The 24911-nt window shown below is 63.8% G+C and carries 26 protein-coding genes, 1 pseudogene and 1 riboswitch; of the genes and pseudogenes, 19 read left to right on the plus strand and 8 right to left on the minus strand.

Going from position 1 to position 24911, the window contains the following annotated elements; genetic code table 11:
* Positions 1–4 precede the first annotated feature (4 nt).
* Complete coding sequence (locus ACWGS8_RS16920; protein ID WP_454582001.1) at positions 5–1435, plus strand: FAD-binding oxidoreductase; 1431 nt, start codon at positions 5–7, stop codon at positions 1433–1435.
* A gap of 184 nt (positions 1436–1619) precedes the next feature.
* The gene (locus tag ACWGS8_RS16925; RefSeq protein ID WP_454582002.1) at positions 1620–2192 is read left to right on the plus strand and encodes a DUF6101 family protein; all 573 of its coding nucleotides are present in this window, start codon (positions 1620–1622) and stop codon (positions 2190–2192) included.
* 108 nt (positions 2193–2300) lie between these two features.
* Here the strand turns inward: ACWGS8_RS16925 and ubiA are convergent, their stop codons facing one another.
* Entirely contained in the window at positions 2301–3284 is a 984-nt protein-coding gene (ubiA, locus tag ACWGS8_RS16930) for a 4-hydroxybenzoate octaprenyltransferase (protein ID WP_454582206.1), read from the minus strand.
* Positions 3285–3352: 68 nt separating this feature from the next.
* Complete coding sequence (locus ACWGS8_RS16935) at positions 3353–4264, minus strand: LysR substrate-binding domain-containing protein (RefSeq protein WP_454582003.1); 912 nt, start codon at positions 4262–4264, stop codon at positions 3353–3355.
* A 91-nt stretch (positions 4265–4355) separates the two neighbouring features.
* On the opposite strand from ACWGS8_RS16935, the gene ACWGS8_RS16940 reads away from it, so the two are divergent.
* Both ACWGS8_RS16940 and purD read left to right on the plus strand, forming a co-directional pair.
* Positions 4356–5177 carry a phytanoyl-CoA dioxygenase family protein gene (locus ACWGS8_RS16940; protein ID WP_454582004.1) on the plus strand — a complete coding sequence of 274 codons (822 nt, stop codon included), beginning with the start codon at positions 4356–4358 and terminating at the stop codon, positions 5175–5177.
* 278 nt (positions 5178–5455) lie between these two features.
* Complete coding sequence (gene purD, locus ACWGS8_RS16945; protein ID WP_454582005.1) at positions 5456–6733, plus strand: phosphoribosylamine--glycine ligase; 1278 nt, start codon at positions 5456–5458, stop codon at positions 6731–6733.
* Positions 6734–6750: 17 nt separating this feature from the next.
* Here the strand turns inward: purD and ACWGS8_RS16950 are convergent, their stop codons facing one another.
* Positions 6751–7863 (minus strand): glycoside hydrolase family 25 protein, encoded by a 1113-nt coding sequence (locus tag ACWGS8_RS16950; protein ID WP_454582207.1) that lies wholly within the window; start codon positions 7861–7863, stop codon positions 6751–6753.
* A 132-nt stretch (positions 7864–7995) separates the two neighbouring features.
* A complete protein-coding gene (locus tag ACWGS8_RS16955; RefSeq protein WP_454582006.1) occupies positions 7996–8232 on the minus strand; it encodes a hypothetical protein in 237 nt (78 codons plus the stop codon).
* A gap of 216 nt (positions 8233–8448) precedes the next feature.
* Between ACWGS8_RS16955 and ACWGS8_RS16960 the strand changes: the two genes are divergently transcribed.
* Entirely contained in the window at positions 8449–10218 is a 1770-nt protein-coding gene (locus ACWGS8_RS16960; RefSeq protein WP_454582007.1) for an acyl-CoA dehydrogenase family protein, read from the plus strand.
* A 31-nt stretch (positions 10219–10249) separates the two neighbouring features.
* The gene (locus ACWGS8_RS16965; RefSeq protein ID WP_454582008.1) at positions 10250–11002 is read left to right on the plus strand and encodes a crotonase/enoyl-CoA hydratase family protein; all 753 of its coding nucleotides are present in this window, start codon (positions 10250–10252) and stop codon (positions 11000–11002) included.
* Between the two features lie 12 nt (positions 11003–11014).
* On the opposite strand, the gene pdxH is transcribed toward ACWGS8_RS16965, so the two are convergent.
* Positions 11015–11632, minus strand: a complete 618-nt coding sequence (pdxH, locus tag ACWGS8_RS16970) for a pyridoxamine 5'-phosphate oxidase (protein ID WP_454582009.1) — start codon at positions 11630–11632, stop codon at positions 11015–11017.
* A 40-nt stretch (positions 11633–11672) separates the two neighbouring features.
* Between pdxH and ACWGS8_RS16975 the strand changes: the two genes are divergently transcribed.
* From ACWGS8_RS16975 to ACWGS8_RS16990, 4 genes are all read left to right on the plus strand, one after another.
* Positions 11673–12134: an RT0821/Lpp0805 family surface protein gene (locus ACWGS8_RS16975; RefSeq protein ID WP_454582010.1), complete on the plus strand. Its 462-nt coding sequence runs from the start codon at positions 11673–11675 to the stop codon at positions 12132–12134.
* 100 nt (positions 12135–12234) lie between these two features.
* Entirely contained in the window at positions 12235–13164 is a 930-nt protein-coding gene (locus ACWGS8_RS16980) for a DnaJ C-terminal domain-containing protein (protein WP_454582011.1), read from the plus strand.
* A 105-nt stretch (positions 13165–13269) separates the two neighbouring features.
* Complete coding sequence (gene fabI, locus ACWGS8_RS16985; RefSeq protein ID WP_454582012.1) at positions 13270–14088, plus strand: enoyl-ACP reductase FabI; 819 nt, start codon at positions 13270–13272, stop codon at positions 14086–14088.
* Between the two features lie 52 nt (positions 14089–14140).
* A complete protein-coding gene (locus ACWGS8_RS16990; RefSeq protein ID WP_454582013.1) occupies positions 14141–14728 on the plus strand; it encodes a histidine phosphatase family protein in 588 nt (195 codons plus the stop codon).
* Between the two features lie 47 nt (positions 14729–14775).
* Here ACWGS8_RS16990 and ACWGS8_RS16995 read toward each other — a convergent pair whose 3' ends face one another.
* Positions 14776–15036, minus strand: a complete 261-nt coding sequence (locus ACWGS8_RS16995; RefSeq protein WP_454582014.1) for a DUF1344 domain-containing protein — start codon at positions 15034–15036, stop codon at positions 14776–14778.
* A 184-nt stretch (positions 15037–15220) separates the two neighbouring features.
* Between ACWGS8_RS16995 and aroC the strand changes: the two genes are divergently transcribed.
* From aroC to ACWGS8_RS17010, 3 genes are all read left to right on the plus strand, one after another.
* A complete protein-coding gene (gene aroC, locus ACWGS8_RS17000; protein ID WP_454582015.1) occupies positions 15221–16336 on the plus strand; it encodes a chorismate synthase in 1116 nt (371 codons plus the stop codon).
* Between the two features lie 78 nt (positions 16337–16414).
* Positions 16415–17515: a 3,4-dihydroxy-2-butanone-4-phosphate synthase gene (gene ribB / locus ACWGS8_RS17005; protein WP_019856966.1), complete on the plus strand. Its 1101-nt coding sequence runs from the start codon at positions 16415–16417 to the stop codon at positions 17513–17515.
* A gap of 35 nt (positions 17516–17550) precedes the next feature.
* Positions 17551–18093 (plus strand): GNAT family N-acetyltransferase, encoded by a 543-nt coding sequence (locus ACWGS8_RS17010; protein WP_454582016.1) that lies wholly within the window; start codon positions 17551–17553, stop codon positions 18091–18093.
* Between the two features lie 31 nt (positions 18094–18124).
* Here the strand turns inward: ACWGS8_RS17010 and ACWGS8_RS17015 are convergent, their stop codons facing one another.
* Positions 18125–19348 carry an MFS transporter gene (locus tag ACWGS8_RS17015; RefSeq protein WP_454582017.1) on the minus strand — a complete coding sequence of 408 codons (1224 nt, stop codon included), beginning with the start codon at positions 19346–19348 and terminating at the stop codon, positions 18125–18127.
* Between the two features lie 119 nt (positions 19349–19467).
* Between ACWGS8_RS17015 and ACWGS8_RS17020 the strand changes: the two genes are divergently transcribed.
* Complete coding sequence (locus ACWGS8_RS17020) at positions 19468–20070, plus strand: TetR/AcrR family transcriptional regulator (protein ID WP_454582018.1); 603 nt, start codon at positions 19468–19470, stop codon at positions 20068–20070.
* 100 nt (positions 20071–20170) lie between these two features.
* A complete protein-coding gene (locus ACWGS8_RS17025; protein ID WP_454582019.1) occupies positions 20171–21154 on the plus strand; it encodes a hypothetical protein in 984 nt (327 codons plus the stop codon).
* A gap of 92 nt (positions 21155–21246) precedes the next feature.
* Here ACWGS8_RS17025 and bluB read toward each other — a convergent pair.
* Positions 21247–21906 (minus strand): annotated as a pseudogene (gene bluB, locus ACWGS8_RS17030) (5,6-dimethylbenzimidazole synthase); the annotation flags it as partial.
* Between the two features lie 101 nt (positions 21907–22007).
* Positions 22008–22187: riboswitch (cobalamin riboswitch) on the minus strand.
* A 121-nt stretch (positions 22188–22308) separates the two neighbouring features.
* On the opposite strand from bluB, the gene ACWGS8_RS17035 reads away from it, so the two are divergent.
* From ACWGS8_RS17035 to ACWGS8_RS17050, 4 genes are all read left to right on the plus strand, one after another.
* Positions 22309–23235 carry a histone deacetylase family protein gene (locus ACWGS8_RS17035; RefSeq protein WP_454582020.1) on the plus strand — a complete coding sequence of 309 codons (927 nt, stop codon included), beginning with the start codon at positions 22309–22311 and terminating at the stop codon, positions 23233–23235.
* 3 nt (positions 23236–23238) lie between these two features.
* Complete coding sequence (locus ACWGS8_RS17040; protein ID WP_027046614.1) at positions 23239–23490, plus strand: exodeoxyribonuclease VII small subunit; 252 nt, start codon at positions 23239–23241, stop codon at positions 23488–23490.
* Positions 23491–23587: 97 nt separating this feature from the next.
* Positions 23588–23854: a DUF2277 domain-containing protein gene (locus ACWGS8_RS17045; RefSeq protein WP_027035955.1), complete on the plus strand. Its 267-nt coding sequence runs from the start codon at positions 23588–23590 to the stop codon at positions 23852–23854.
* A gap of 40 nt (positions 23855–23894) precedes the next feature.
* Positions 23895–24815, plus strand: a complete 921-nt coding sequence (locus tag ACWGS8_RS17050; protein WP_454582021.1) for a pirin family protein — start codon at positions 23895–23897, stop codon at positions 24813–24815.
* Positions 24816–24911: the final 96 nt, after the last annotated feature.

The following is a 24911-nucleotide window of genomic DNA, read 5'->3' on the forward strand; positions in this document are numbered from 1 at the left end:
CCGCATGACCGACATTTCGCAAAAACTCGATCCAGCTCTCATCGACCGTTTCGCGGCGATCGTCGGCGACAAATACGCGCTGCGCGACGAGCAGGACATCGCGCCTTACCTCATCGAGCGGCGCGGGCTCTGGCACGGCGCGACGTCGCTGGTGCTGCGGCCGGGCAGCGTTGACGAGGTCAGCCGCATCATGCGGCTGGCGACCGAGACGGGAACGCCCATCGTGCCGCAAAGCGGCAACACCGGGCTGGTCGGCGCCCAGGTGCCGGACAAATCCGGCCGCGAGATCATCCTGTCGCTGTCGCGGCTGAACCGCATCCGCGAGATCGACGTCCTGTCCAACACGGTAACCGTCGAGGCCGGCGTCGTCCTGCAGGCGTTGCAGGAGGCCGCCGATGCCGCCGACCGGCTGTTCCCGCTGTCGCTCGCCGCGCAAGGCTCCTGCCAGATCGGCGGCAATCTTTCTTCCAATGCCGGCGGCACCGGCGTGCTGGCCTATGGCAATGCACGCGAACTCTGTCTCGGCGTCGAAGTGGTGCTGCCGACAGGTGAGGTCTTCGACGATCTGCGCAAATTGAAGAAGGACAACACTGGCTACGATCTGAAGGACCTGTTCGTCGGCGCCGAAGGCACGCTCGGCATCATCACCGCCGCCGTGCTGAAGCTGTTCCCGAAACCGAAGGGGCGTGAGGTCGCATTCGTCGGCCTGTCGTCGCCGGAATCGGCACTGTTGCTGTTCAGCCTGGCGATGGACCGCGCCGGCGCTTCGCTCACGGCCTTCGAATTGATTGGCAAGAGACCTTACGATTTTACGCTCAGGCATGGTCAAGGTGTCGTGCGGCCGCTGGCCGATGATTGGCCCTGGTATGTCTTGATGCAGGTTTCTTCCGGCCGCTCGGAAGCCGATGGCCGGGCGCTGATCGAGGAGGTGCTGGCGGATGGTCTCGAGCAAGGCATCGTTGGCGATGCGGTGGTCGCGGCAAGCCTTGCCCAGGGCGACGCCTTCTGGAATTTCCGCGAGACGCTGCCCGAATGCCAGAAGCCGGAGGGAGCCTCGATCAAGCACGATATATCGGTGCCGATCGTATCGATCCCGCGCTTCATCGCAGAGGCCGCCGGCGCGGTGGCGTCGGTCAGTGCCGGCGCCCGCGTGGTCTGCTTCGGCCATATGGGCGATGGCAATCTTCACTACAACATCTCGCGGCCCGTCGATGGCGACGATGAGGCGTTTCTCGCCCTCTACCATCCCATGAACAAGGCCGTGCACGATGTCGTGCGCTCCTTCCATGGTTCGATCTCGGCCGAGCATGGCATCGGCCAGTTGAAGCGCGACGAACTGATCGCCACGGCGCCGCCGATGGCCATCGATCTGATGCGCCTGATAAAAGCCGCCTTCGATCCGGCCGGCATCATGAATCCCGGTAAGGTTATCTGATCCTTTCAACATCTTGTGGTCGGTGGCATTCCGATAACCATCCCTGAGATCAGCAAAATTTAACCGACTTTCTTAAGCGCGGCGGTAAGGAGCCCGCGCTACTGTTTCCCCATAACGAGGCCGGGAAAACTGGCCCGGAGAGAACCGGACACCGGCTCTCAGGAGACAGACAGGAAGGCACTCTATGAACACCGGACTGAAGCCAGTCTGGGCGGGACGCAACATGCGCCTCGACCCATTCCGACTGCCCCAGATGGTCAGCTACGCCACGCGCGACGACTATGGCGACGTGACGTTCACTATCGACCACCGTGGCGCCGTGATCCGCCGCATGCTCGAGATGAGCGGCGTGCCGGCGATCATCGCCCTGCCGGCCAATGCGTTCCGCGGCGTCGCCGCCCGCGCGATGGAGGATCCGGAAGGCAATGTCACGGTGACCCTGGAACTCCTGCACAATGATCCGATGCTGTCGGTGCCGCTGCTGGTGGCCGATGACCTCGACGATGTCGCAGCCGACTGGCGCGCGTGGGCCGATGCCTACCGCCTGCCGATGCTGTTGATCGAATCGGACGGTGTCGCCCGCACCCTGGAAGAATCACTCGGCGCCGCCATCAAGACGCTGCCGCCGCAGGATCGCCGCAAGGGCCGCGTTTCCAACACACGTCGCCCGCGCTTCCTCGCCCGCCGCAGGGCCGGCAACCTCGGTCTCAGGCTGGTCATCGACGGCCAGGAAATCATTTCGAGCTTCGAACGGTGAGAACCCGGTCCGCCTTCGGGCGGAATAAAAAGGTCCAGTGGACCTTTTAAGGGGAGCGAACGCCCGAAGGGCTGGGAGCCTGCGAAGGGCCGGGGCGTGGAAAAGCCGCTACACCAGCGGCTTCAGCGCCACCCACAATGCGCCGCCGATCAGGCCGAGGAAGATCAGCCAGCCGACCTGGTTGTTCGACCGGAACAGCCGCAAACATTGATCCGGATCGTGGATATCCAGAACCGCGATCTGCCGCGCCATATGGGCGCCGGCGGCGATCAATCCGGCGAGCGCCACCACCGGCGCCTGCGCCGAGGCGAAGGCGATGGCGAAGCAGATCAGCGTGCCGCCGTAAAGCCCGGCCAGCCACGCCTTGGTGTTGTCGCCGAATAGCCGCGCCGTCGAGCGCACGCCGACAATGGCGTCGTCTTCCTTGTCCTGGTGCGCATAGATCGTGTCGTAGCCGATCACCCACAGGATCGAGCCAATATAGAGCATGATGGCGGGGCCATCGAGATCGCCGAACTCGACCGCCCATCCCATCAGCGCGCCCCAGGAAAAGGCAAGGCCGAGAAACAGTTGCGGCCAGTTGGTTATCCGCTTCATGAATGGATAGATGGCGACGATCACCAGCGAGCAGATGCCGAGCAGAATGGCGAAGCTGTTGAATTGCAGGAGCACGACAAGGCCGACCAGGGCCTGCAGCACGAGAAACAGCCAGGCCCGCCGGCGCGTGGTCTGGCCTGACGGCAGCGGCCGCGAGCGGGTGCGCTCGACCTGGTTGTCAATGCCTTCGTCGACGATGTCGTTATAGGTGCAGCCGGCGCCGCGCATGGCGATGGCGCCGACCAGGAACAGCACGAGATACAATGGTGCCGGCAGCAGTGACAGCAGCGGGTCGCCGGGGCGCGGATAGGCGCTTGCCGCGAGCGCCGCCGACCACCAGCACGGCCACAAAAGCAATTGCCAGCCGATCGGCCTGTCCCATCGTGCAAGCTGTGCATAGGGCCAAACCGAGCGCGGCAGTACCCGATAGACCCAATGGCCGTTCGGCGCATCGGCAACACGGCCCTGGGCCGCTTTCGACTGGATAGGTTCCATGTCCATGGAGTGGCAGCAGCCGCGGAAACCGTCAAGCGGCAAGCGGATGAGCAGCGGCCGTCAGCCCGTCACGAGGCGAAGATGTCGCGCGTGGAAAACCAGGCTTTCGCCGTCTCGACGAATGCGAGTGCCGCATTCGACACGCGCTGATGCGTGTCATAGGTGAGGATGATGCGCTGCATCGGCAGCGGATCCGACAGCGGCTTGCAAATCAGGGGCAGGCCGTCATAGCTGCGATCCCCTTGCGGGCGGGTGTAGCTTACGGCGACGCCGAAACCGTTCGCCACCATGCTGCGCTGAAGTTCGAAGGAGCTTGTCGCCCTGTCGGCCACCGGCGACAGACCACGGCCGCGGAACAGGTCGAGCAGGTGCTGCCAGCTGTGCGGCTGGTCCGTCGTGATCAGCGGATAGGCGGCCAGATCCGCCAGGCTGACCTCGGCGTGGTCCGCCAGTGCATGGCCTGCCGGCAGCAACGCATGCGGCCGCAGCTCATGCAGCAGGATGCGGGCGAAGTGGGTGGGCAGGCCGAGATCATAGCTGAGGCCGAGATCGATGGCGGCGTTCGCCAGACGCCGCCCAAGCGTTTCGAACGTCTCGTCGCGAACAATCACCGCGACGTCTTGATGGCGTTCGGAAAAGGCGCGGATCAGACCCGGCGCGAAATAGGGCGCCAGATCCTCGAAACATCCAAGCACCAGCTCGCCGCCGACGGCTGAATTGCCCGAACCCAGGCTCATCAGTTCGTCCGTCTCGGCAAGAACCTGTTTTGCCTTGGCCACGACGACACGGCCGAAGGAGGTCAGCGAAACGCCGCTGCCGCGCTGGCGCACGAACAGTTTCTGGCCGAAATCCCTTTCGACCGCGTCGATCGCCACCGAAATCGAGGGCTGGGAAATGTTCAGTGCCCTGGCCGCACCGGTGACGCTGGTATGGCGGGCGACAGCAACCAGATAACGCAACTGCGTGAAGGTTAGGCTCATAGGGTTGTTCTATGTGTCAGATGAGAAGTTATTATTTTACTGAATGAATGCGGATTGCGATAGTCGTCTCGATCCTGAAAGGAGGACAACCATGGCTCCCCAGACTGCAGCCCGCGCCATCGACGCCAACCTGATCGATGCGGAGACGATTGCCGACTACCAGCGTGACGGCGCGGTCTGCATCCGCGGCGCCTTCAAGGGTTGGGTCGATACGATTGCCGCCGGCATCGAGCGCAACATGCAGAACCGCAGCGCCACCGCGTCCGACATCGCCAATGGTCGAGGCAGTTTCTTCGACGATTACTGCAACTGGGAGCGCATTCCCGAATTCGTCGAGGTGGTACGGAAATCGCCGGCCGCCGAACTGGCGGCGGCGGTGATGCAGTCGCGCACCGCGCAGTTCTTCCACGATCACGTTCTGGTCAAGGAGCCCGGCACGCAGAAGCCGACGCCCTGGCATCAGGACATCCCCTATTACTTCGTCGATGGCCGGCAGACGGTCAGCTTCTGGATCCCCATCGACCCGGTGAAGGAGGCAACGCTGCGCCTGATCGCCGGCTCGCACAAATGGGACAAGATGATCCTGCCCGTGCGCTGGCTCGACGACAGCAATTTTTATGCCGGCGAGGGCGACTATCTGCCGATGCCGGATCCCGACAAGGACCTGTCGATGAAGGTGCTCGAATGGGAGATGGAGCCTGGTGACGCCATCCTGTTCGACTTCCGCACAGCGCATGGCGCGCGCGGCAATTTGACAGCGGCACGGCGCCGGGCGCTATCGCTGCGCTGGGTCGGCGACGATGCCCATTATGTCGAGCGGCCGGGCCGCACCTCGCCGCCCTATCACGGCCATGGCATGCAGCCCGGCCAGAAATTGCGCGAGGACTGGTTCCCGGTGGTCTTTCCCGCCTAAATCGGGCCAGAAAATCGGCGGCGATGGCCGATGCCGATTTTCGGCTGGGATAACGTTCCCGTGCGCAATTTCGATCAAAACACCCTGATGCCTTGACCCGTCGCCCGGAGAGCAATAGCGGGTGCTCCAAGAGACTGTTTCGAAATTCGCTCTGGCGAGTCATATGGTGGTGGTTGCGAGAACCGTAGCGCAGCGGACATCTGGTCCGTGAGCAACGGAAGCGCAGAAAACACCATCAGATGGCCGCCAGAGTAGAATTTCGGCATCAAGAGGTGGCCATGAACGTTCTTCTTCTAGGCTCCGGCGGCCGCGAACATGCGCTTGCCTGGAAGATCGCCGCTTCGCCGCTGCTGACCAAGCTTTACGCGGCCCCCGGTAATCCGGGCATCGGTGCTGAGGCTGAACTGGTGAAGCTGGATATCACCGATCACACCACCGTAGCCGCCTTCTGCCGTGAGAGGAAAATCGACCTCGTGGTCGTCGGTCCGGAGGGGCCGCTGGTCGCCGGCATTGCGGATGACCTACGCGCCGAAAGCATCCGCGTCTTCGGGCCGTCGAAGGCCGCCGCGCGGCTGGAGGGTTCGAAGGGTTTCACCAAGGACCTCTGCGCCCGATACGACATCCCTACCGCCGCCTATGGCCGTTTCAACGATCTGGCTTCGGCCAAAGACTATGTCGAAAAAACGGGCGCGCCGATCGTCATCAAGGCCGATGGGCTCGCCGCCGGCAAGGGTGTCACCGTCGCCATGACCCTGGACGAGGCGCGGGCGGCCCTCGATGCCTGCTTTGAAGGATCCTTCGGCGCTGCCGGAGCGGAGGTGGTGGTCGAGGAATTCATGACTGGCGAGGAGGCGAGCTTCTTCTGCCTCTGCGACGGTACGACCGCGCTGCCCTTCGGCACGGCGCAGGACCACAAGCGTGTCGGCGATGGCGACACCGGCCCCAACACCGGCGGCATGGGCGCCTATTCACCGGCCCCGGTGATGACGCCTGAGATGGTCGAGCGCACCATGCGCGAGATCATCGAGCCGACGATGCGCGGCATGGCCGAGCTTGGCGCGCCCTTCGCCGGTATTCTCTTCGCCGGGCTGATGATCACGAACAAGGGGCCGAAGCTGATCGAATACAACACCCGCTTCGGCGACCCGGAATGCCAGGTGCTGATGATGCGGCTTAAGGACGACCTGCTGGTGCTGCTCAATGCCGCTGTCGACGGTCAACTGGCCCACACCTCCATACGCTGGCGCGACGAGGCGGCGCTCACCGTGGTGATGGCGGCGCGGGGCTATCCCGGCACACCGGAAAAAGGCTCGGTCATCCGCGGCGTCGAGGACGCGGCGGGCGAAGGCGTCCAGATCTTCCACGCCGGCACCGCCATCAATGGCGGCGCGCTGGTCGCCAATGGCGGCCGCGTCCTCAATGTCACGGCCACCGGCGCCACGGTTGGCGAGGCGCAAAGCCGAGCCTATGCCGCGCTCGACCGGATCGAATGGCCAGACGGATTCTGCCGCCGCGACATCGGCTGGCAGGCTGTGGCGCGCGAGCGGGCGAGCTGAGATTTCGGAGCGGCGGCTTACGGCCGGCCGCGATCGATTTCGGTCGAACCGGTGCTGACCGGGTCGGCCGCGGCAAAGGCGGCATCGAGCTGCTCGGGCGAACGTTGCCCGGCCCGCTTCCAGGCGACATATTGGATGATGCCGAAGCCTGGCCGTCGCGGCACCGTCTTCACCACGGGCATGCGGAAGCCGTCGCGGAATTTGGACCAGCGCGAACCGAGCACTGCGACCATTTCCTCGAAGGTCGGCGGCGTTGCCACATCCGCATAGATGAGGGTGGTCTTGCCGGCGAGTGCTGCTTCGCGCGAGAGCGGTACCGGCACGCTGGCAAGGTAGTCGGATGGCACGTCGATCAGCCCGCCAAAGGGCCATTGCTGGCGCAGCGTGGCGGCGTCCGTCGGCACGACGTTGACGTCGATATTATTGGGCGTGCCGGCCACCCTGTAGGGGCAGCGGAAGCGGCCGCAATTGGCCTGAGCCGAGAATTGCCAGAGCGCGTAGCCCTGCCAGTTGCCCATCGGGAAATGCACATCGATGTCAGGCTTGTAGCGCGCGTACCAAAGTGGCAGCCGCGACAGCAGCCGGTATTTGTAGCGGTTGTCGGCGATATACTGCGCGGTCTTGCCGTTGCTGTAGAGCACCGGAAAACGGCCGATGCGCCGATGCACTTGGCGCACGAACTCCTCGGCATCGTCGAGCGACATCCATTGCGAGGGATCGATGCCCTCTATGTCGAGCGCCATGAGATCGTCCGGCGCCGGGTCGGCGAAATCGAGGAAATTGTTGGCCTGCTCGACCGGGTTGCCGGGGCGGGCGAGATGATAGGCGCCCCATTTCATGCCGAGTGCCTTGGCCACGACGCGGCGCGTCTGGAACAGTTCGCGCGTCACCGCATGGCGTTTCCACAACGCCTTGCAAAGCTTGACGTCGGTGTCGCTGCCGAAACAGAAATAGGGCGGCGGCATGCCGTCGGAGGCCTTGTTGATAAAGGCGGCGATGCGCTTGTCGGTGGCCAGTTGCGCCCAGTCGATGGAGTTGTACTCGTAGGCGTCGACGACCAAAGCGCGGTCGGTACTCTTCCACGGCTCGGAGAAATCCGAAGCCTTTGCTGCCGGTATCAGCGCCATCATCGCCGCAAGAGCGATCGCTGAGCGGCGAAGAAGATGCGCCGGCGTTTTCAAACAGGGGGTCCCCGTTGTTCAAACACCGATGGTGAACCGCTATGGTTAAGGAATGCTTCTCGACGCTGGAGCCCGGCGAAGCTAGCGCCGGCTGAATGGCTGAAATTCAAACGGGTCTGGCGCGGGCTCTTGCCGTAGTGTGCCTTCGGCGGCACGCTTGCGGTGATGGGTGAGCGAACATTGGGGCGAGCACAATAGGCCGCGATCCGACCAGTAGGCGGCGCCATGTCCCAACTGGCCGCCATGATGCCAGAACCCCGTTGCACGGTAGGGCAAGCCGCATTCGATGCAGCGGTAGGCGTCGGGTCTGGCGAGCATGGGCTGGTTCCGGTCGGCTGGTTCTGGTCGGTCGCCGGGTCGGCTCGATGCGGCGTCCATCGAATTTAATACAGGCCGGCGCGATTGCAAAATCCGCGTGACAAAGTTTGACGTTTACGTAAAAAGAAACAGGGAGACCGCCCAAAGGGCGGATGGTTTTGCGGCGGCACCGGCTCTAGGGTCGGCGAGGCCGATGCGTCAGGAGGATCGAGCGGCATGTATCGGGCACCGGTCGAGGATATCGCATTCACACTGAAGCATGTTGCCGGCATGAAATCCGCCCTTGATGCCGGTAAGTTCGGCGATCTCGGCGAGGATCTCGTCGACGCCGTCCTTGGCGAGGCCGGCCGTTTCGCCACCGAGGAGGTGGCACCGCTCTACACGATCGGCGACCAACACGGTGCGGTGCTCAGGGATGCCGCCGTCACCATGCCGCCCGGCTGGAAGGAGCTTTATCGCCGCTGGATCGATGGCGGCTGGAACGCGCTGTCGGGGCCCGAAGACTATGGCGGCCAGGCGCTGCCGACCATGCTGGGCGTCGCGGCGCTCGAAATGTGGAACTCGGCCGCCATGGCCTTCGGCATCGGCCCGACGCTGACCATGGGCGCGGTCGAAGCGCTCGACAAGCACGCTTCCGAAGCGCTCAAGGCAAAGTATCTCACCAAGCTCGTGTCGGGCGAATGGATGGGCACGATGAACCTGACCGAGCCGCAGGCAGGCTCCGATCTTGCCGCCTTGCGCTCCCGCGCCGAGCCCGCCGGCGACGGCACCTACCGCATCTTCGGCCAGAAGATCTTCATCACCTATGGCGAGCACGATTTCACCGACAACATCATCCATCTGGTGCTGGCGCGGCTGCCGGATGCACCCGCCGGCACGCGCGGCATCTCGTTGTTCCTGGTGCCGAAGTTTTTCGTCAACGACGATGGCTCACTTGGCGCGCGCAACGACGTCTTCTGTTCCGGCCTCGAGCACAAGCTCGGCATCCATGCTTCGCCGACCTGCACCATGATTTATGGCGACGGTTTCCAGGGCGCCGGGCCGGGCGCCATCGGCTGGCTGATCGGCGAGGAAAACAAGGGTCTCGCCTGCATGTTCACCATGATGAACAATGCCCGCCTGGCCGTCGGCATGCAGGGTGTCGCGGTCGCGGAAGCCGCCACCCAAAAAGCGATCGCCTATGCCAATGAGCGGCGTCAGGGCAAGGCGGCGGACTATGCCGGCGCCGGCATGGCGCCGATCGTCCATCACCCCGACGTGCAGCGCAATCTCCTGACCATGAAGGCGCTGACGCAAATGGCGCGGGCGATCAGCTATTCCTGCGCCCACGCCATCGATATGGCGCGCGTCTCGGACGGTGATCAGGCGGCGCATTGGCGTGATCGCGCCAACCTGCTCACGCCGCTGGCCAAGGCGTTTTCGACCGATGTCGGCGTCGAGGTCGCTTCGCTCGGCGTGCAGGTGCATGGCGGCATGGGCTTCATCGAGGAAACGGGTGCCGCGGCCTTCTACCGCGACGCGCGCATCGCGCCGATCTACGAGGGCACCAACGGCATCCAGGCGATCGATCTGGTCACCCGCAAGCTGCCGCTCGACGGCGGCGAACATGTGCATGGCTTCATCGGCGAACTGGCCGCGGTCGCCAATGCCGTGCGGACCTCGAACCTGCAGGGTTTCGGCCGCACCGCCGATGCGGTTGATGCTGCCCTTGGCGACCTGACGCAAGCGACCCGTTTCCTGCAGAAACTGTCGGCCGATGGCCGGATGGAAGAGGCGCTGGCAGGGGCGACGCCGTATCTCAAGCTGATCTCGCTTGCCGCCGGCGGCGCCTATCTGGCGCGCGGTGCGCTCGCCGATCAGGGCCGCGTCGCGCTGTGCCGCTTCTTCGCCGAAAACCTGCTCGGCGAGGCACGCGCCTTGAACGAACGCGTCATCGACGGCGCGGAGAGCCTCGCTGCCGCCGGCAAGACGCTGATATCAGCTTGAATTCTCACAGCGCTCATCAGGGAAAAAGACCGTGACAGACCATATCCTCGTCGAGCGCCAGGGCGCCATCCAGATCATCCGCATGAACCGCCCGGACAAGAAGAACGCGCTGACGCGCGCCATGTATGCAAAGATGTCGGCGGCGCTTGCCGAGGGTGACGCCGATCCGGCGATCCGCGTCCATGTCTTCCTCGGGGTGCCCGGCGCCTTCTCCTCCGGCAACGACCTCGCCGATTTCATGGTTGTCGCCACCGGTGGTGACGGCGGCACGGAAGTCTGGGATTTCCTGATGGCGCTGGCTGGGGTCGAAAAACCCATCGTCTCCGGCGTCGACGGCATCGCGGTCGGCATCGGCACGACGATCAACCTGCATTGCGACCTGACCTTCGCCACGCCGCGCACCGTCTTCAGGACGCCTTTCGTCGATCTTGGCCTGGTGCCCGAGGCCGGCTCCAGTCTGCTGGCGCCCCGCATCCTGGGCCAGCAAGGCGCTTTCGCGCTGCTCGGCCTTGGCGAAGGTTTTTCCGCCGAGCGCGCGAAGGCCGCCGGCCTGATCTACGATGTGGTCGAGGAGGCCGCGCTGGAGGCCTCGGTCCTTGCGGCCGCCGGCCAGATCGCCGCCAAGCCGCCGCAGGCGCTGAAGATTGCGCGCGACCTCATGCGCGGCTCGCGCGACGACCTCGTCGCCCGCATCGGCGAGGAAAGCCAGCATTTTCGCGAGCGGCTGAAGTCGGACGAGGCGCGCGCCGCGCTCACCGCGTTCATGACCAGGAAGAAGAGCTGAGCCCTTGCCCTTTCAGGGATAAAGCCGCGTCTTGTCCCAGCCGCCTTTGGCGTTGCGGGAAAAAACCACCCGGTTATGCAGCCGGAACGGACGGTCGTGCCAAAACTCGATCGTGTTCGGCACGATGCGGAAACCCGACCAGTGCTTCGGCCGCGGAATCTCGCCGATGGCGTAGCGCGCCGTGTATTCGGCGACAGCTTTCTCCAGTGCGAAGCGGCTTTCCAGCGGCCGCGACTGCTTCGACGCCCAGGCGCCGATGCGGCTGCCGCGTGGCCGCGTCGCGTAATAGGCGTCGGCCTCGGCATCGCTGACGATCTCCACCGGGCCGCGAATGCGGACCTGCCGGCGCAGCGACTTCCAGTGGAAACACATCGCCGCCTTCATGCTGCCAAGAATCTCCTGGCCCTTCGCGCTCTCGAAATTCGTGTAGAAGACAAAGCCGCCTTCATCGAACCCCTTCAGCAGCACCATCCGCACATCCGGCATGCCTTCTGGGTCGACGGTCGCCAGCGCCACGCCATTGGCATCGTTGATTTCGCTCTTGGTGGCGTCGTCCAGCCATGCGGCAAAAAGGCGAAACGGCTCGGCCGCTTCGGTAAAGTCACCGGTTGTTAACTCTGTGTCACTCATAGTTTTTCTCAAATTGTCACGAAATCAGGGAGGTTGCCGATTGTCGCGTATCGCGCAAGCTTTTGACAGCAGGCAATGGGGCGTTATCGCTTCGGCCAGCGCGAAAGCGGCGATCGTGGCGGCCGCCTTGCCGCTTGCCGCCTGCGGCGCGGGTGGCTTCAGCCTGGAAAAAGCCGAAGTCGATCGCTCGATCCTGACCAGCAGCACGCAGGTTCCATCGGCGCCTGCTGATTCGGATCGCGACTCCGACCAGACGACGATCGGCAACGCGGTGTCCTCCGCCGACATCGAGCAGCTTGGCGGCCAGGCCGTGCCGTGGGCCAATGCCGGCACCGGCTCTCGTGGCTCCATCACCGAACTGGCGGAATTGAAGGACAGGGGCCAGACCTGCCGCCGCTTCAAGGCCTCGCGCGAAAGCTTTGACGGCGTTGCCATGTTCGAGGGCGAGCTCTGCCTTGCAAGCGCCGGCGGCTGGCGCATGCAGGGCTTCAAGGCGCTCTGAGTTTCCGCTTCCAATATGGCCATCCGCCACTGGAATTTCTTCCTATGCGAGCGCATATAGGAGGCAAGTATGGACTCAACTCATTTCCAGGGCAGGAAGCATGCGCGACCCGTATGAGGTCCTGGGCGTTGCAAAGAACGCATCGGCCAAGGACATAAAATCGGCGTACCGGAAACTCGCCAAGAAACATCATCCGGACCAGAATCCGAATGATCCCAAGGCGAAGGACCGTTTTGCCGCGGCCAACCAGGCCTATGAGATCGTCGGCGACGAGAAGAACCGTGCCGCTTTCGATCGCGGCGAGATCGACGCCGACGGCAAGCCGCGCTTCCAAGGTTTTGAGGGTGCCGCCGGTGGCGGCGACCCCTTTGCCGGGTTTCGCCGCCAGCAGGGCGCCGGCGGTTCGCGATTCGAATTCCGTTCGGGGCGCCCGGGCGGTGATCCGTTCGACGGCAACAGCGATATTTTCAGCCAGATTTTCGGCGACGCCTTTTCCGGCGCGCGCGGTGCCGGCATGGGCGACCGCCGCCAGCCAGCGACGGCGGCCGATCTGAACGTCACGCTCGACGTCACCATCGAGGAAGCCGCGACCGCCGAAAAGGTGACGGCGATGTTCCCGGATGGCCGCAAGGTGGCGGTCAAACTGCCGGCCTTTGTCGAGGATGGCCAGACCATCCGGCTGAAGGGGCAGGGCGAGCAGGGGCCGGGCCAGCCCGGCGACGCGCTGGTCAAGATCCATATCCGCCGGCATCCGCGCTACCGCATCGAGGGCCGCGACCTGCATGCCGATCTGCCGGTGTCGCTGGCGGATGCGGTGCTGGGCGCCAAGGTGCCGGTCGAGACACCGACCGGCAGGCTGGCGGTCAACGTCCCCCCCTGGTCGAGCTCGGACAAGGTCCTGCGGCTCAAGGGCAGGGGCTTGCCGGAAAAAGCGGGCGGCCATGGCGACCTCTACGCGCATGTCCGCATCATGCTGCCGGAGGGTGGCGACAGCGCTCTCGAAGCGTTGCTGCGTGGTCAAAAAGGCTGATCCAGCGCTCTTGTCCCCCGAACTGTCCGGTTTGAGCGCTTGAAGGGGCTGTGTGCCTGTGCGATAGGCACTCCACAAAGAACAAACCTTGCGGAGAGCGCTCACATGGCGGGTGGACTGGGCCTGATGGCCGGCAAGCGCGGCCTTATTCTTGGCGTCGCGAACAACAGGTCGATTGCCTACGGCATTGCCAAGGCATGCGTCGACCATGGCGCCGAGATTGCGCTGACCTATCAGGGCGAGGCGTTCAAGAAGCGCGTCGAGCCGTTGGCGGCGGAACTGGGCGCCTTTGTCGCCGGCCATTGCGACGTCACCGATTCGGCGAGCCTCGACGAGGTTTTCGCCAATGTCGCCAAGCATTGGGGCAAGCTTGATTTCCTCGTCCATGCCATCGCTTTCTCCGACAAGGACGAGCTGACCGGCCGCTATGTCGAGACGACGCGCGACAATTTCCTGCGCACCATGGACATTTCGGTGTTTTCCTTCACCACCATCGCCAAGCGCGCCGAGGCGCTGATGACCGATGGCGGTTCATTGCTCACGCTGACCTACTACGGCGCCGAGAAGGTGATGCCGCACTACAACGTCATGGGCGTCGCCAAGGCCGCGCTCGAAGCCAGCGTGCGTTATCTCTCCGTCGATCTCGGCGGCAAGAAGATCCGCGTCAACGCCATCTCGGCCGGCCCGATTAAGACGCTGGCCGCCTCGGGCATCGGCGATTTCCGCTACATACTGAAGTGGAACGAATACAATTCGCCGCTGAAGCAGACGGTCACGCAGGAGGAGGTCGGCGATTCCGGCGTCTATTTCTTGTCCGACCTGTCGCGTGGCGTCACCGGTGAGGTGCACCATGTCGATTCCGGTTATCACGTGGTCGGCATGAAGGCGGTCGACGCGCCTGATATTTCGACGGTCAAGGAATAACGCCCTCCGCTCATCCTCCGCCCAGGCCCTGGCCCGACCTCCGGAAGACCTGATGTACCCGCTGGTTTATATCGTGCGCCACGGCCAGACCGCGTGGAACGCCGAGGCCCGGCTTCAGGGGCAGGCCGACACCGATCTCAATGCCCTTGGCCGCGAGCAGGCGACCGGAAACGGGCGTCGGCTGGCCGAACTTGTCGGTGATGTCAGGGATTTCGATTTCGTCGCCAGCCCGATGCGGCGGACGCGCGAAACGATGGAACGCATCCGCGCCGCGATGAAGGTCGATCCGCTCGCCTATCGAACCGATACCAGACTGATTGAAGTCAATTTCGGTGACTGGCAGAGCTTTACCTTTGCCGAGTTGGAGACGCAGTCTCCCGGAGCCAAGCGGTCACGCGCGCGGGACAAGTGGAACTTCCAGCCGCCCGGCGACGGTGCGGAGAGCTACCAGATGCTGCTCGAACGGGTGAAACCCTGCTTCGACGAGATCGATCGCAAGACGATCTGCGTGACGCATGGCGGCGTCATGCGCACCCTGTTCCGTTTCGTGCTTGATGTGACCGAGGACGAGGCCGCGAACCTGGAAATACCGCAGGATCGCGTGCTCAAACTTGAAGGCCAGAGCCTCGAGTGGCTTTAGAGGCGCAACGCCGAGCGCTCTCGAAGTCCATTCAAATAGTTAAAACCCTAGTTCGTGTCGCTGTCCGGCAACTGCATATCGGTCACGACATTCTCGCCATTGGTCACGTCGTAAGCGATGACGATGTCCATGCCCGGCTTCAGCGAGTCGAGATCGGTTTCGGCGTTCAGCTTGTAGGATTTGCCGTCGTCCAGCGTCATGGTCAGCGCGTCCTTGTCGATCTTCTTGATCAGGCCTTCGGTCTGTCCGGCGAAGGCGGCGGTGGAATAGAGCAGGGTGGCGGCAACAGCGCCAATCAGGGTACGCATGATCGTCCTCTTTGGTCATTGCGCCGGCACTGTGGCGGCGGATCCTCAACGGCGGATGGAAGAAAGCAGAAACCAGCCGAATGTGTCAAAACTTAAACGGCAGGGATGACAGTTTGACCACCGCAAAAAACGCCAATAGAAGGCAGGCTTCAACCGGCTCCGCTGCCGGGCAGGGCACTTTTCCATGTCTCACAACACGTTCGGCCACCTTTTCCGCGTCACCACCTGGGGCGAAAGCCATGGCGCAGCACTTGGCTGCGTGGTCGATGGCTGCCCGCCCGGCATCCGCTTCACGCGTGATGAAATCCAGGCTGAACTCGACAAGCGCCGGCCGGGCCAGTCACGCTTCGTCACCCAGCGCCGCGAACCCGACGAGGTGAAGGTGCTGTCGGGTTTCGTCCTCGACGAGGACGGCGAGACGATGATCACCACCGGCACGCCGGTCTCGATGCTGATCGAGAATGTCGACCAGCGTTCGAAGGACTATGGCGAGATTGCCCGCCAATACCGGCCGGGCCATGCCGACTACACCTATGACGTCAAATACGGCATCCGCGACTATCGCGGCGGTGGCCGCTCCTCGGCCCGCGAGACCGCGGCCAGGGTCGCCGCCGGCGCGCTCGCCCGTAAGGTAGTGCCCGGCTTGGTGGTGCGCGGCGCGCTAGTCTCGATGGGCGAAAAATCGATCGACCGCGCCAACTGGAACTGGAATTTCATCGGCGATGCGGAAAATCCGTTCTTCACGCCCGATCCCGCTTCGGTTCCCGCTTTCACGCAGTATCTGGACGGTATCCGCAAGGCCGGATCCTCGGTCGGCGCGGTGATCGAGATCGTCGCCGACGGCGTTCCGCCGGGGCTTGGTGCGCCGATCTATGCCAAGCTCGATCAGGACATTGCGTCGGGCCTGATGTCGATCAACGCCGTCAAGGGCGTCGAGATCGGCAATGGTTTCGAGGCCGCGCGCATCACCGGCGAACAGAATGCCGACGAGATGCGCATCGGCAATGACGGCAAGCCGGTATTCCTGTCCAACAATGCCGGCGGCATCCTTGGCGGCATCTCGACCGGCCAAGCGATCGTGGCCCGCTTCGCCGTCAAGCCGACCTCATCGATCCTGACGCCACGAAAATCGATCGACAAGGACGGCAACGACGTCGAGGTGATGACCAAGGGCCGCCACGACCCCTGCGTCGGCATCCGCGCCGTGCCGATCGGCGAGGCGATGGTTGCCTGCGCCATTGCCGATCACTATTTGCGCCATAGGGGACAGACGGGGAAGGGAATAGGCAGTAGGGAATAGGCCGTAGGCCGCCCGAAACAGCCTTTTTTCTTCGCCTACTGCCTACTGCCTTATTCCTGCGAGCGAAGCGAGCCGCCCATGCCTTACGACCAGAAGAAGATTGTCGAAGCCATCCGCGCTTTCGAACGCGGCGAGATCGTCGTCGTCATGGATGATGACGGGCGCGAGAACGAGGGCGACCTGATCGTCGCCGCCGTTCACTGCACGCCGGAAAAGATGGCCTTCATTGTGCGCAACACCTCGGGCATCGTCTGCACGCCGATGCCGCGCGAGGAGGCCAAGCGGCTCAACCTGCAGCCGATGGTCGCCGACAATGATTCGGCCCACACCACAGCCTTCACCGTCAGCGTCGATTTCAAGCATGGCACGACGACAGGCATTTCGGCCGACGACCGCACGCTTACCGTGCGCAACCTCGCCAACGGCAATGTCGGCGCCTCCGATTTCGTCCGTCCGGGTCACATCTTTCCGCTGATCGCGCGCGAAGGCGGCGTGCTGATGCGTTCGGGCCATACCGAAGCGGCGGTCGATCTCTGCAAGCTCGCAGGCCTGCCGCCGATCGGCGTCATTTCCGAACTGGTCAATGACGACGGCACCGTCAAGCGCGGTCCGCAGGTGCAGGCTTTCGCCGAAGAGCATGGCCTGAAACAAGTATCGGTCGCCGACCTCATCGCCTATCGCCAACGCAAGGAAACGCTGGTCGAGCGCGTCGCCTGCTCCGATATCGATACGCTGGGCGGCAAGGCGCAGGTCTTCACCTACACGCTGCCCTGGGACACCATGCATCACGTCGCTGTCGTCTTCGGCGATATACGCGACGGCGAGGATGTGCCGGTTCGGCTGCATTCCGAGGATGTGGTGACCGATGTCTTCGGTACCAGCCATCGCCTGGACGGCATCATGAAGGCGATGGGCGAACGCAAGCGTGGCGTCATCGTCTATCTCAGAGAGGGGTCGGTCGGCGTCGCGCATCAGGAACGCAAGCGCCCGCTGAGCGGCGACCGCGAGGATCATGAAGAGGCCCGCCGGCGCGAGAATGAATGGCGCGAAATCGGCCTCGGCGCTCAGATCCTGAAGGATCTCGGCATTTCCTCGATCAACCTGATCGCCTCGCGCGAGCGCCATTATGTCGGCCTCGAAGGGTTTGGCATCCACATCGCCAAGACCGAGATCCTCTGAAGGGGTAACCGACCCCTTTGCCGGGAGATGGCGGCATGAACGCGTCATTGCCTTTGAGCCAGCGCGGTGGACGGCTTTTGCTGCGACGGCCAACGGAGGCGGATCTGGATTTCCTGGTCGATCTCTTTTCGCGCCATGAACTTGTCGCCCATCGCCCCGACCCCGTCGCGGATACACCCCAGCAGAGCGCCGCCAGGCTGGCGCGTGACATCGGCCATTGGGACAAGCATGGCTTCGGCCGCTGGGCGGTCGAGGCCGACGGCAAGCTGGTCGGCTTCGGCGGCGTCACCGTATCGGCGGATTTCGACGGCATGAACCTGTCCTACCATCTTCACCCCCAGAGCTGGGGACATGGCTATGCCACCGAATTGGTCAGGGCCGGGCTGCACGCCGCGTTCGGCTCCCTGCATGCCGACCGGGTCATTGGCCTCGTCCGCGCCGCCAACCCGGCATCGCGGCGGGTGCTGGAGAAATGCGGCTTCGCCTTCGAGCGGGAGGTGATGTTGCATGGCGCGCCGACAATGCTTTTCGCGTTGCCACGACTGCACTGGATGCGTATTTCCGATCCTGCCGCATAGGGCGGCACGCCCGGCCCTAGCAGAGGCCGAGCTATTCCACGGGGACGGCTGCTGCTTCGCATCCGTCCAAGTCGCATTTATGGGTGGCCAGGATGCGCTGGCCGAGCAGCACGGTGGCGAGCGCGATCGTGCCTGATGCCACCGAGACCCAGAACCCGTTCTGGGCGCCGAACGCATCCACCACGGCGCCGGCGGCGAAGGAGCCCAGCGCCATGCCGATGCCGATCCCGGTGGTCACCCAGGTGATGCCCTCGGTCAGCATCGCTTCGGGCACATGCCGTTCGATCAGGCCGAAGGCCGTGATGAAGGTCGGCGAGATCGCCACGCCGCTGATGAAGACAGTCAGTGCCAGAAGCGGCACGCTGTTGGCGGTGAGCGGCAGCAAGGTGCCGAGCGCGACAAGCGCGACCGCGATGGCAAGCTGGCGTTGCAGTGGTGCTTTCAGATTGAGCGCGCCGACAATGATGCCGAGCACGAACGACCCCAGCGCGTAGACACCGATGACGAGGCTGGCGGCGCCGGGCTGGCCGAGTTCTTTGGTGATCGCCACCGTGCTCACTTCCGTCGTCGCGAAGGTGGCACCGATGAAGATCAGGGCAAAGGTGATGATCTGCACTGGCCGCAGGCGGATCGCCGAGCTGGTCGAGCCATGGTCCACCGGGCGCACTAGCGGCTCGGTCGATCTCTGCAGGATGAACGCGGTCGAGCCCAGAGCGAGGAACAGTGTGCTTGCCAGCATGCCCGCTTCGGGGAACAGGGCCGCACTCAGGCCGACCGACAGCGATGCCCCGGCGATATAGACCAGTTCATCCGCCGCCGATTCGAAGGCGAAGGCGGTGTTCATTTCGGGGCGGCCCCGGAAGAGTTCGGTCCAGCGCGCGCGCACCATGGCCGGCATGCTGGGCATGGCCGCTGCCAGCAGCGCCGACACGAACAGCGTCCAGACCGGCCAGTCCCGATTGGCGGCCGCAACCAGCGTGATGAAGGCGAGCACGGAGATGATCGTCGTGGGCACGACGATCCGCGTCTGGCCAAGGCGATCGACCAGTCTTGATATCTGCGGCGCCAGGAAAGCGTTGGCCAGCGCGAATGCCGCGGAGACAGCGCCGGCCAGCCAATATTCGCCGCGCGTCTGCGACAGCATCGCCACGATGCCGATCGGCGCCATGGCGATGGGGAGGCGGGCCATGAAGCCGGCGGCTGCAAAGCCCTTGGCTCCTGGGGCGCGGAAAATTTCCGAATAGGGGTTTTGCATGGGGTTCCTCGACAAAGGCCGGTTCGACAATTACATACGAAGCGTATGAGAACTAGATAGGGCATACGTGACGTATGTCAATTGGCATACGAAGCGTATGTGAATAGGACCAGACGGAAATGCACAGACCCCGCAAGGAAATGATCGCCGAGACGCGCGCCAAGCTGATCGCCGCCGCCCGCCAGGCCTTTGGCACGATCGGTTATGCCGAAGCGTCGATGGATGATTTCACGGCATCGGCCGGGCTGACGCGCGGCGCCCTCTATCACCACTTCGGCGACAAGAAGGGGCTGCTGGAGGCCGTTATCGCCGAAATCGACGGCGAGATGGCGGCCCGGGTGAATGAGGTCGCGTCGAGAGCGCCGACCCGCTGGCAGCACTTCGTCGACGAATGCACGACCTATATCGAAATGGCGCTGGAGCCGGAAATCCAGCGCATCATGTTCCGCGACGGTCCGGCCGTGCTGGGCGATCCGGCACAATGGCCGAATGCCAATGCCTGCGTCGGTTCAATGACCGATCATCTGACCGCACTGCAGGGGGAAGGGGTGGTCGTCCCGAGCGTCGACCCCGAGACCGCCGCGCGGCTGATCAACGGGGCGAGCAGCCAGGCGGCGCAGCGGATCGCCAATTCGAACGACCCCGAAGCGACGTCGAAGATCGTCGTTGCGGCGTTCAAGCAACTGCTCGAGGGACTGCTCAGAAAACCAGCTTTGCAATAGAACTAAATCCTCGTTGGGCGCCCCGCTGATCACAGCCCGCGATTGACAATCGCGAGGCTGAGCGCATCCTTCCCAGCCATCTCTGAGGGGAGATTCGGGCATGTGGGATTTCGATATCGGCAGGTCGGTGTCCATCATGATGCGGACCTGGCCCTTCATTGTCTTTCGCATGATCATCTATTTCGGCATCACGCTGGCCTATATCGTGGCGACCGGCACCGGTGCGTCGGTCGGCTACGGCGTCGGCCATATCTCCACCGATCCTGACGGGCCGATGTCTTTTGCCCTTTGGGGCGGCGTGGTCGGCTTCGGCGTCGTTTCGATCGCCGTCTATTGGATCCGCGAATACATTCTCTACGTCGTCAAGGCCGGCCATATCGCCGTTATGGTCCATCTGATCGACGGCCGGGATGTCCCCGACGGCCAGAACCAGATCGCCTATGCCAGGCAGGTCGTGACCGAGCGTTTCGCCGAGGCCAACATCCTTTTCGTCGTCGACCAACTGGTCAAGGGCGCCATCCGCGCCATCACCGGCCTGCTCGGCGGCATTGCCGCCTTCCTGCCCATTCCGGGCCTGAGCGGCCTGGTCTCCTTCATCAACACGGTGATCCGCCTGTCGCTGACCTATGTCGACGAGATCATCCTCGGCTACAACATCCGCATCAATTCGTCCTCGCCCTTCGAGACGGCGCGCCAAGGCGTGGTGCTCTATGCCCAGAACGGCAAGACCATGGTCAAGAATGCGGTCTGGCTGGCGGTCATCATGTGGGGCGTGTCCTTCGTCATCTTCTTGGCTATGCTGGCTCCGGCCGGCGCCATTCTCTTCATCATGCCCGGACAACTCGCCGGCTGGGCCTTCGTGCTCGCCATCGTCTTCGCCTGGGCCTTCAAGGCGGCCTTCATCGAGCCCTTCGCCATCGCTTGCCTGATGCAGGTCTATTTCAAGACCATCGCCGGCCAGGTGCCTGACCCCGCCTGGGATATCAGACTGGCCGAGGCGTCGTCGAAGTTCCGGGAATTGAAGGACAAGGCGCTGGCCTCCTTTGGTGGCTCGCGCTGGGGCACGGCTGGCGCGACGCGCTGATCAGCCGGGCATGTGGTCGTCGGCGCGGCATCGGAGGCGTTGAGGCGCGCCACCGCTGACTTGAGCGGCGCCTCACCTTGCCCGCAAAAAGTCTCGCTCATGATCAGTTCGGGCAGCGGCAGCCGCCGGCCCCAGCCGTGTGTTTCAAGGTCGGGTTTGGGTGCGAACTCGGAAACCCGGCCGACGCAGAGATAGGCGATCGGCGTCACGTGCTCGGGAATGGACAGCAGGCTCTTCAACGCTTGGGGCTCGATGATGCTGACCCAGCCGACCCCGACGCCTTCGGCGCGCGCGGCCAGCCAGAAATTCTGCACCGCGCAGACCGCGCTGTAGAGATCCATCTCCGGATTGTGCCAGCGTCCCAGCGGCGAGTTTTTTGAGCGCTCGCGGTCGCAGGTGATGCAGATGTTGAGGGCGCTTTCGCAGATGCCTTCAAGCTTGAGCTTGCGGTAGAGCGCCTGTCTTTCCACTTCGATTTCAGGCAATTCCTGTTCGCGCGCGGCCAGGAACAGGTCGCGCACATCAGCCCGCCGCGCGGCGTCGCGGATGACGATGAAATTCCACGGCTGCATGAAGCCGACCGACGGTGCGTGGTGAGCGGCAAGCAGAAGCCGCGCCAGCACCGCGTCATCGAGCGCGTCGGGCAGGAAATGGCTGCGCACGTCGCGCCGCGTGAACATGGCGCGATAGACCGCGTCACGCGCCATCTGGTCAAATCCGTCGCCCATAGGAGCGGTCATGTGTTCCGGCATCGCTCGTCCCCTTGCGATTGCAATAGTTTCACACCGCCAGAGCGTACTTTGTGCGTCCGAGTGGACGCACGTGGCTCTGATGCCAGCCGCCTGACCATGCGGATGACGATGCCTGCCAGGCCGGTCTTCTGGCTCGGGATCAACCCGCGTCCGGTGCCTTCCCGTCATCGACAGTGGCATATACCGGCGCGGTCCCCCTCACAGCGTTGGGCACGCCACGGAGTTCAACCGTGTTCCCGATTCTCCCGCTTGCGGCGGGCACCAGGCAGTGACGGCGACCTTACGCCGAAGCCGCGGCTGCGCCAATCCCCGCAGCGACGCCAATGGACGCAGGCGCGATTTTCCCCAGTCATCAAGCTGCAATGCATGGCCATCGCTGCACCGGGGCACTAGATAGGGAGCATGACAACCCGTCTCTACACGCATCCGATCTTCCTTGAGCACATCACGCCGCCCGGTCACCCCGAGCGGCCGGACCGCCTGCGCGCCATCGAGCGCGTACTTGATGACGAGGCCTTTGCCGCGCTCGATCGCGTCAAGGCGCCGGAGGGCGACGAGGCCACCATCCTCTACGCCCACCCCGCCGATTTCGTCGCCCGTGTGCGAGCCGCGATTCCCGAAGAGGGCATTGCCCGCATCGATGCCGACACCACCGCCAGCCCGAAGAGCTGGCAGGCGGTGATCGCCGCGATCGGCGCCGCCAACGCCGCCGTCGACGACGTCTTTGCCGGCCGTGCCGACAATGTCTTCGTCGCCGCCCGGCCGCCCGGCCACCATGCCGAAAAGGCCACCGCCATGGGCTTCTGCTTCTTCAACACGGCGGCGATCGCTGCGCGCTATGCGCAGAACAAGCATGGCGCCGAGCGTGTCGCGGTCGTCGACTGGGATGTGCATCACGGCAACGGCACGCAGGATATCTTCTGGGACGATCCCTCGGTGCTCTATTGCTCGACGCACCAGATGCCACTTTATCCCGGCACCGGCGCGAAGAACGAGACCGGCGCCGGCAACATTGTCAACGCGCCTTTGGCGCCGCAGACCGGCAGCGAGGTGTTTCGCGATGCCTTCCTGTCGCGCGTGCTGCCGGCGCTCGACAATTTCGCGCCCGATCTGATCATCATTTCAGCCGGGTTCGACGCGCACCATCGCGACCCGCTGGCCGAGATCAACCTCACCGAGGACGATTTCGACTGGGCGACCGGCCAGCTGGTGCAGCGTGCCGCGCGCCACAGCGGCAACCGGCTCGTCAGCCTGCTCGAGGGCGGCTACGATCTGCAGGGACTGGCATTTTCGGTCGCCGCCCATGTCGGGCGACTGATGAAAGGATGAATGATGGCTGGTGAAACCAACGAAGACGTCAAGGCGATGAGCTTCGAGCAGGCGCTCGACGCGCTGGAGAAGATCGTCGATGATCTGGAGCGTGGCGACGTGCCGCTCGACCAGTCGATCAAGATCTACGAGCGCGGCGAGGCGCTGAAGGCGCATTGCGACCGCCTGCTGAAGGCGGCCGAGGACAAGGTCGAGAAGATCAGGCTGTCGCGCGACGGCAAGCCGGTCGGAACCGAGCCGCTCGACGCGGATTGAGGCACGGAGCAGCCTACCGGTTTTGGACACGATCAAGGTTGAGGATTAAGCTCGTCCCGCCTGAAACGGCTCCAGGACAAGAGGAGATACGGAAGCGATGTGCAGAAACATCAAGACCCTGTTCAATTTTGACCCGCCGGCAACCAATGATGAAGTCCGCGACGCGGCCCTTCAGTTCGTCCGCAAGCTGAGCGGAACGACACGGCCCTCGAAACAGAACCAGCATGCGTTTGACCACGCCGTCGAAGCCATTGCGGCATCGGCGCGCGAACTGCTCGATTCGCTTGAAACCCATCAGCATCCGCGCAACCGCGAAGAGGTGGCGGCCAAACTGCGGGCGAAGGCGGCGATCCGCTTCGCCTGACGCGGCTAAAGCGGCCACCGACCGCTGACAAGGAGAGTCCATGAGCTTCTTTCCCGGAAAAGACCCTGAAGCCGGCGACGCCTTTGCCAGCGACCAGATCGAGCTGATGGTCATCCCGAACGCCAAGGACATTGGCGGCTTCGAGGTGCGTCGCGCGCTGCCGACCGCCAGGAGGCGGCTGGTCGGGCCGTTCATCTTCTTCGATCGCATGGGTCCGGCGATCCTGCGGGCAGGACAGGCTCTCGACGTCCGTCCTCACCCGCATATCGGCCTGTCGACCGTGACCTACCTGTTCGACGGCAAGATTCGTCATCGCGATTCCCTTGGCACCGAAATGGTGATCCAGCCCGGCGACGTTAATTTGATGACCGCCGGCCGTGGCATCGTGCACTCCGAGCGCACGCCGGAGGAACTGCGCGGCGCGCCGATGTCGATCTCCGGCCTGCAGACATGGCTGGCCTTGCCCGACAACAAGGAGGAAGTGGCGCCGGTGTTCGAGAACACCGGTGCCTTGCGGTTGCCCGAGATCGACAGCGAAGGTGTCCGCGGCCGCATCGTCATCGGGGATTTTCAAGGGTTGCGCTCCCCGGTACGGGCCGACACCGAGACACTCTATGCCGACCTCCGACTGGCGCCCGGCGCCAGCGTGAAGATCCCGGCCGATGCGGAGGAGCGCGCCGTCTACACGCTGGAAGGCGAGGTCGCGATTTCGGGCGACGTCTTTCCGGCCGAGCGGCTGCTGGTGTTCCGGCCTGGTGACGAGATCATCATATCGTCGCAAACCGGTGCGCATTTCATGCTGTTCGGCGGCGCCTCGCTCGGCTCGCAGCGCTATATCTGGTGGAATTTCGTCTCCTCGTCGAAGGAGCGCATCGAGCAGGCCAAGCAGGAATGGAAGACGGGCCGCTTCGATATCGTTCCTGGAGATGAGAAAGAGTTCATCCCGCTGCCAGAAAACTAATGAACCTTGCCCAAAAGCGGCCCGGTTTCGGGACCACGATACACACGAAAACAAGGACTTGAAAGCGCGTCGCATAAGCTGCTTCGACGCGCTATC

The organism is Mesorhizobium sp. 43Arga (assembly GCF_053714255.1).